The organism is Acinetobacter sp. UBA2063 (genome assembly GCF_002333245.1).
GTDB lineage: Bacteria > Pseudomonadota > Gammaproteobacteria > Pseudomonadales > Moraxellaceae > Acinetobacter > Acinetobacter parvus.
In genome coordinates, this window is record NZ_DDAH01000020.1 from 1 (window position 1) to 289 (window position 289).

General features: G+C 44.6%; 1 protein-coding gene. It reads right to left on the minus strand.

Annotated elements, in window-relative coordinates; all coding sequences use genetic code 11:
* Positions 1 to 216 (minus strand): 50S ribosomal protein L27 (gene rpmA, locus B4H32_RS00825; protein WP_286799199.1); only part of this gene is annotated, 216 nt, incomplete at its 3' end.
* Positions 217 to 289: the final 73 nt, after the last annotated feature.

The window sequence follows — 289 nt, forward strand, 5'->3', positions numbered from 1 at the left end:
TTTCACTTCAAATTTCACTACGCCGTCAGCAGTAGCAAATAAAGTATGGTCACGGCCCATACCAACATTTGCACCAGCGTGGAACTCAGTACCACGTTGACGAACGATGATGTTACCAGCAGTTACAGTTTGACCACCGTAAACTTTAACACCCAACATCTTAGGATTCGAATCACGACCGTTCTTCGTCGATCCACCGGCTTTTTTAGTTGCCATGTCTATTTACTCCTGTGTTAGCCTGCGATACCAGTAATTTTCAACTCGGTAAACCATTGACGGTGACCTTGTT